The 6046-nt window shown below is 73.3% G+C and carries 7 protein-coding genes and 1 pseudogene; 2 read left to right on the top strand and 6 right to left on the bottom strand.

Going from position 1 to position 6046, the window contains the following annotated elements; genetic code table 11:
• The 6 genes and pseudogenes from E1264_RS45730 to E1264_RS38955 all read right to left on the bottom strand — a co-directional run.
• Window positions 1-165 (bottom strand): annotated as a pseudogene (locus tag E1264_RS45730) (aminotransferase); the annotation flags it as partial.
• 93 nt (window positions 166-258) lie between these two features.
• Window positions 259-1560, bottom strand: coding sequence for a bifunctional cobalt-precorrin-7 (C(5))-methyltransferase CbiE/decarboxylating cobalt-precorrin-6B (C(15))-methyltransferase CbiT (locus E1264_RS38975; protein WP_132181999.1), 1302 nt, complete (start codon window positions 1558-1560; stop codon window positions 259-261).
• Between the two features lie 19 nt (window positions 1561-1579).
• On the bottom strand, window positions 1580-2098 hold the full coding sequence (locus tag E1264_RS38970; protein ID WP_132181997.1) for a hypothetical protein: 519 nt from the start codon (window positions 2096-2098) through the stop codon (window positions 1580-1582).
• A complete protein-coding gene (locus E1264_RS38965; RefSeq protein ID WP_132181995.1) occupies window positions 2095-2754 on the bottom strand; it encodes a GNAT family protein in 660 nt (219 codons plus the stop codon). Before E1264_RS38965 ends, E1264_RS38970 begins: the two co-directional genes overlap by 4 nt.
• Window positions 2751-4154, bottom strand: coding sequence for a cobyrinate a,c-diamide synthase (locus tag E1264_RS38960; protein ID WP_132181993.1), 1404 nt, complete (start codon window positions 4152-4154; stop codon window positions 2751-2753). Before E1264_RS38960 ends, E1264_RS38965 begins: the two co-directional genes overlap by 4 nt.
• Window positions 4155-4250: 96 nt before the next feature.
• Window positions 4251-4832 (bottom strand): ATP-binding protein, encoded by a 582-nt coding sequence (locus tag E1264_RS38955; RefSeq protein WP_132181991.1) that lies wholly within the window; start codon window positions 4830-4832, stop codon window positions 4251-4253.
• Window positions 4833-5022: 190 nt separating this feature from the next.
• Between E1264_RS38955 and E1264_RS38950 the strand changes: the two genes are divergently transcribed.
• Window positions 5023-5868 (top strand): helix-turn-helix transcriptional regulator, encoded by an 846-nt coding sequence (locus E1264_RS38950; protein WP_132181989.1) that lies wholly within the window; start codon window positions 5023-5025, stop codon window positions 5866-5868.
• Window positions 5865-6046, top strand: a 182-nt coding sequence (locus E1264_RS38945) for a DUF397 domain-containing protein (protein ID WP_132181987.1), incomplete at its 3' end; no start/stop codon positions are given. The genes E1264_RS38950 and E1264_RS38945, both read left to right, overlap by 4 nt.

Here is a 6046-nt window from a genome sequence, read left to right as displayed (position 1 = left end):
GGGGTAGGCGGCGAGGTCCGCGACGGACGCGCGGATCCGCTCGGCCAGCCAGGCCGGGGGCATGCCCGTCCGGACGTTGACGGCGAAGTCGGCGAGCCCGTCGCCGACCTCCGTGTCCCCGTGATGCCGGAGGTCGATGCCGGGAAGGCCGGTCGGGACGGTCAACTGCGCCTCCTGCGTCGCTTCCAGGACGGCTACCAGGGTTTCACGGCTTGCGAGGCGTTACATCCCTGTCTCGCCTGTATCGCCGGGGATGCTCTACTCGCCGGACTCGACCGGCAGAGCGGGGATGGTCTCGATGCGGCGGATGGTCTGGGACGCGTGCCGTCCCCACGTGCGGGCGTCCCGTTCACCCCACACGACGATCACGGGATCGTCGGGCTGCTCTGGCCCCGCGTCCAATGGGGTCGCCCGGAGCTGGACGGCCTCTGCGGTGAAGCCGTGCTCGGCCAGCGCGTCCATCATCTCCTGCGCGGTCTCGGCGTCGTCTTGCGCCGATGCAGAGGCCGCTTGCGGCGACGCAGAGGCCGCGATGGCGACGAGCCTGGACGGCCTGAGGGCGGCGCACGTCCGGACGGCGTCCGGCCCGGCCGGACCGGCGAACCCCGGGCCGACGAACACGGCGTCGGGCTCGGGCAGGTGCCCGGCCGTGGACCGCACGTCCCCGGACGCCATCGCGACCTTGACCCCGTGCAGGCGGACGTTCTCCCGGATCCGCTCGCACGTCGCGTAGTCGCGGTCGACGGCCACGACGGCGGCGCCGAACCGCGCGCATTCAACGCCGACCGAGCCGTCGCCGGACTCCACGTCCCACACCATGTCGCCGACCCTCGGGCCGAGCCTGGCCAGGACGAAGGCGCGGACGTCCGGCCGCGGACCGGCTCCATCGCCGAAGGCGTCCGAGGGCAGCGCCCATCCGGCGGGGCCCGGCGCGGCCCCTGAGATCCAGGTCGGTTCGCCGAGCGCGTGCCGGTTGTCCAGGACGAGCACCACATCCGGGTCGCTCCACGGACGGGTCGTGGCCTCGGCCGGACGGACGTACACGACCCGCTCCCCCGGCCCGTCCAGGTCTTCGCAGACGACGAACGACCGCGGGGTGACGGGGAACAGCGCGCGCGCCAGTTCCGCCGGGCCCGCGCCCGGCCCGGTCAGCACGGCCACCTTCGGGTGGGCTCGGCAGGCGTTGACGGCTTGTCTGAGGTGTCCGTCGCGAGCGGAGACGATGAGCGCGTCGTCCCAGGGCAGTCCCGCCTGGGCGAAGGCCCGCGCCACCATCGGCGCGGACGGCAGTACGTCTGGGGCATGCCCCTGTTCGAGCAGCATCCGGAGGATCCCGAAGTAGCCGGGATCGCCGTCCACGACGAGCACGACGTTCTGGTCCGTGACGTCGACGCCTTGCAGCGCCTCCGCCAGATCGCCGGTGGCGACCTTCCGGGCCTCCGGCACCATGGGCAGACCGTCGAGGCGGCCGGGTTCCCCCACCACCAGCGCAGCGCCTTCCAGAGCCGCCCGGGCCGCCTCGCTGAGCGGTGAACCGTTGCGGCCGACGACCGTGAGCATCGCCAACCCCGCCTCGTGCCTACCGGGCCATTCGCCCGTACATGCCGACCATGCGCTCGCCCTGCGGGTCGAGCATGACCACCTGCGCGGCCACCGGGCTGGCGGGCGTCCCCGCGGCCTCGGCGGCGAGCCGTTCCAGCTCCCCGGCCGTCCGGCGGCACATCTCCCGGCCGCAGGGGCCGAGCACGCCCGCGGCCTCCCACCTGTCGTAGGCATCCCGCAGCGTCGGCGCCTCCGCCACGGTGGCGGCCAGCGCGGCGTCCCCGCCCATGTCGAGGGTGATCGACTCCAGCACGCCCGCGACGCCCCACACGCCGCCGAGGAAGCGGGCCTGCTCGGCCATCCCGGCGACCAGGACGACCTGCGCGAGCTCCGCCCTGACCGCCTCCTTGAACGCCGCGCGCAGCCGCGCCGGGCCGGGCTCGCCGGACGCCCCGGCCGGGACGAACCGCGCGTCCGGAAGCCCCGGCAGCATCCGCCGGGCCGCCTCCCGCGCGCCCTCGCCGTAGAGCACGAGCGTCCTGTCCGCGTCGATCACCCGGGCCGTCCCTCCTCGTCCTCGGCGTCGAGCCTCTCGAAGCCGCCGCCTGACCGCCGCCGCGGCGCGCCGGTGACCCCCGATCCGACCCGCGCCCCGGGCGGCGGCGGGTCGCTCGCGATCCGGCTGAAGACGATCATGTCCCGGTTGGCGCCGTCCTCGCGTTCCGCGCCCCGCGCGATGCCCTCGCGCACGTAGCCGTTCTTCTCCGCGACGCGGATGGACGCGTGGTTGGTGACCATGGCGCGCAGCTCGACGCGGAAGAGACCGCAGTCGCGCAGCGCCCATTCGGAGATGAGCCCGAGGGCCTCGGTGGCGTAGCCGCGCCCGCGCGCCGCCGGGCGCAGCCCGTAGCCGACCTCGCTCGTCAGATGCTCCCAGTTCACCTTGAACAGCCCGATGGTGCCGAGCAGGTCGCCGCTGTCGCGGCCGGTCACCGCCAGGTGGATGCCCAGGCCGTAGCGCTGGACCTTGTTGACGCCCTCGCTCAGGAACCAGGCGATGGGCTCGGCCTCCAGCACGGTCGGGAAGCTCGGCGGCAGGAAGTCCTCACCGGCGCGGATCACCTCGATCAGCCCCGGAGCGTCGTCCAGGCCGAACGTCCGCAGGACGACCCGCTCCCCCTCCAGGCGGACGCTTCCGTCGAAGCCGTTCACTCGCGCTCCCCTTCTCCGCGGGCGTCTCCGCAGGCGTTGACCATCCTGCTCGCGAACCAGGGCGCCCCCGCCCAATGCACATGAAGGTAGGACGCGACACAATCGCCCTGCACGAACCCCACGGGACCGGACGCGGCCCACTGCCAGGCCGCGGTGTCCCCGTGGACGGGTTCGGTGACCGTGCTGTGGAACTCGTGGCCGCGTACCCGTTCGCCCGCGCGAGCGACGACCGAGTCGGCCACCGCCACCGCGGCACGATAGCCCAGTGTCGGCCGCGAGGCCATGGTCGCCTTCACTCCGTCCAGGACGCCGCACATGGCGGCGCCGTCCAGCTCTTGCGCGAGATAGAGGAGGCCCGCGCATTCGGCGTAGATCGGACGCGACGCCTTGCCAAAGGCGGCCAGCTCGCGGCGCAGGGGCTCGTTGGACGAAAGCTCCGCCGCGTGCATCTCGGGAAACCCTCCCCCTATGACGACGCCGCTCGTCCCTTCGGGGAGTTTCTCGTCCCGGAGCGGATCGAACCGGACGACCTCGGCGCCCGCCGCCGCGAGAAGCTCCTCGTTCTCCGCGTACCCGAACGTGAACGCGGGCCCTCCGGCGACCGCGATCCGCGGGCGCCGCACCCCCTCCGCCCGGGGTCCCACCGCCTGCGCCGGGTCCCAGGGCCCGGCGGTCAGCGGGGGCGCCGCGCGGGCCAGGGCGAGGATCGCGTCCAGGTCGCAGGACGCGGCGATCAGGTCGCCGAGCCGCCGGACGGCCCCGACCGCGTCCGCCCGCCGCTCGGCCGCCGGGACGAGCCCGAGATGCCGGGACGGCGCCGCCGCGTCGTCGTGGTGGCGGAGCGCGCCGAGCACGGGCAGGCCCAGGTCCTCGACGGCGTCGCGGCACATGCGCTCGTGGCCGTCCGAGCCGAGCCGGTTGAGGATCACGCCGCCGAACCTGACCGTCCCGTACGAGCGGAAGCCGTGGACGAGCGCGGCGACGGAGCGTCCGGCCGCCGCGGAGGCGTCCACGACGAGAACGACGGGCGCGTCGAGAAGGGTCGCGACGTGCGCCGTGGACGCGTAGTCGCCGCCACCGGCCGCGTCGGAGGATCCCAGCCCTGCGGCGCCGTCGTAGAGGCCCATGACGCCTTCGACGACCGCGATGTCCGCTCCGTCGGCGCCGTGCAGGAACAGCGGGACGACGAGTTCCTCGGACGTCAGCCAGGGATCGAGGTTCCGTCCGGGACGTCCTGTGGCGAGCGCGTGGTAGCCGGGGTCGATGTAGTCGGGCCCGGCCTTGTGCGGGGAGACCGCCAGGCCGCGGCCGGCGAGCGCGGCCATCAGGCCCGTCGCGACGGTCGTCTTACCGCTTCCGGTGGAAGGGGCGGCCACCACGAGCCGCGGAACGTCGAGCACGCACCCAGAGCATAGGGCGTCGCGGCTCGCGGAACGGTCCAGGCGGTGGCCGGGCAGGGGGCCGACGCAGAGGTCGGCGCAAAGGGCGGAGGAGGGTCAGCGGAGGGCGGCGGACGCGGTGGCGCCGGGCACGGCGAACCAGACGGCCTTGCCGCGGACGGACGGCCCGAGCCGCGATCGCGTCCGCCGCATGCCCCAGCGCCCTCCGGACAGCTCCCGGACGATGCTGAGCCCGCGCCCGCAGTCGCCGGACGTCCACGAGTAGCCGGGGAGCGCGGCGTCGGGGAACGCGTCGAAGACCGCGCACCGCACCTCGCCGCCCGCACCGTCCATGGGCGCGCCTTCGCCGCCTTCGCCGTCCGGATCGTCGTCGCCGGTCTCGATCTCGCCGAGATACAGCCACAGCTCGTGCGGGCCGTGCTCGCCCGCGTGCTGGTGCGCGTTCGTCGCCAGCTCGCTCACCATGAGCTGCGCGTCGGCGATCGCGTCGCGCGGGACGTCCAGCGAGGCGAGCGCGTCGCCCAGGACGCGGCGGGCATGGCCGGCGCATCCGGCGCCGCCCGGCAGGGCCCAGACCCACCCGGGCATGGTTCCGGCCACGGCGCGGTCGGCGCCGTCGCCGCCCGCCATCGCGTCGGCCATGGTCTCGGCCGTCAGGCCGGCTGTCGAGCTCTTCACGGGTTCCTCCCGCGTTCCTTCGGGCGCGCGACCGGCCCGCTCGTCACTGTCGGTCCCCCGGTCGTTACGGAGCCAAGCGTGTCGTGAGATTCTCACGAGCGCAACAGCCTTTGCGGAATTGCTCTACCCTTCCTGCCGGGTTCGTCAATCGCGTTGTGACGCGCGTCAAGAGTGGTAAGACTCCACTCCCATGACCTACCGCCCCACCGTCCGTGGCCGCCGCCTGGCGCGGGAACTGCGCAAGCTGCGAGAGGAGCAGGGCCTGACCTTGCAGGAGGTGGCGGATCGGCTCGACTGGTCGCGGGCCACCGTCTCCCGGCTAGAGACCAGCCAGACCCGGCCCAAACCCGGTGACATCGCCGACATCCTCGATCTCTACGGCGTGCCCAGCCCCGACCGCGACGCGCTCATCACGCTCGCCCGGCAGGCCGGGCAGCGCGGCTGGTGGACCGCCTACCAGGACGTCTTCGCGGGCAGCTATGTCGCGCTCGAGGATGAGGCGTCGCACATCCGCACCTGGGATCCGCAGCTCGTCCACGGGCTGCTGCAGACCGAGCAGTATTCCAGGGCCGTGATCACGGCGGGCCGGCTGCTGCCCGGCCCCGAGGACATCGAGCGCCGCATCGCGGCCCGCAAGATCCGGCAGGCGCTGCTGGACCGGACGGACGCGCCGCGCCTGCACGTCGTGTTCGACGAGGCGGTGCTGCACCGTCCGATCGGCGGTGAGAAGGTGATGCGCGCCCAGTTGGAGGCCCTCGCCACCGCCGTGAACACTCGCCCATCCGTCACGATTCAGGTACTTCCGTATACGGCGCGGGAGCATGCGGGCCTCGATGGACGATTCACCATATTGTCGTATCCAGACCCCGCAGACCCCGATATCGCCTACGTAGAGGGCACCATGGGCGACGTTTACCTTGAGAGCGCTGAGGCAATAGCAAAACATAGGGATCGCTTCGATCGGATCGAGGCGGTCGCCCTGTCCCCCGAGGATTCCGCGCACCTCATAGCCGAGGCAGCAAGGAGCAGCCCGTGACCAACCTGCAGCGCGAACTCACCGGTGCCGCTTGGCGCAAGTCGTCCCACAGCGGGAGCGGCGACCAGTGCGTCGAGGTGGCCGCCCTGTCCAGCGACCTTCGCGCGGTCCGCGACTCCAAGGACCCCGCCGGTCCTGCGCTGGTGCTGACGCCGCCCGCCTGGCGCAGCATGCTGAG

Source organism: Actinomadura sp. KC216 (genome assembly GCF_004348535.1).
Taxonomy (GTDB): Bacteria; Actinomycetota; Actinomycetes; order Streptosporangiales; family Streptosporangiaceae; genus Spirillospora.
This window is presented reverse-complemented; position numbering and strand designations above follow the sequence as displayed.

Excerpts from the sequence above, each read along its gene's own strand:
- E1264_RS38975 (WP_132181999.1), bottom strand. The coding sequence starts at position 1,560 with ATGCTCACGGTCGTCGGCCGCAACGGTTCACCGCTCAGCGAGGCGGCC.
- E1264_RS38950 (WP_132181989.1), top strand. The coding sequence starts at position 5,023 with ATGACCTACCGCCCCACCGTCCGTGGCCGCCGCCTGGCGCGGGAACTG.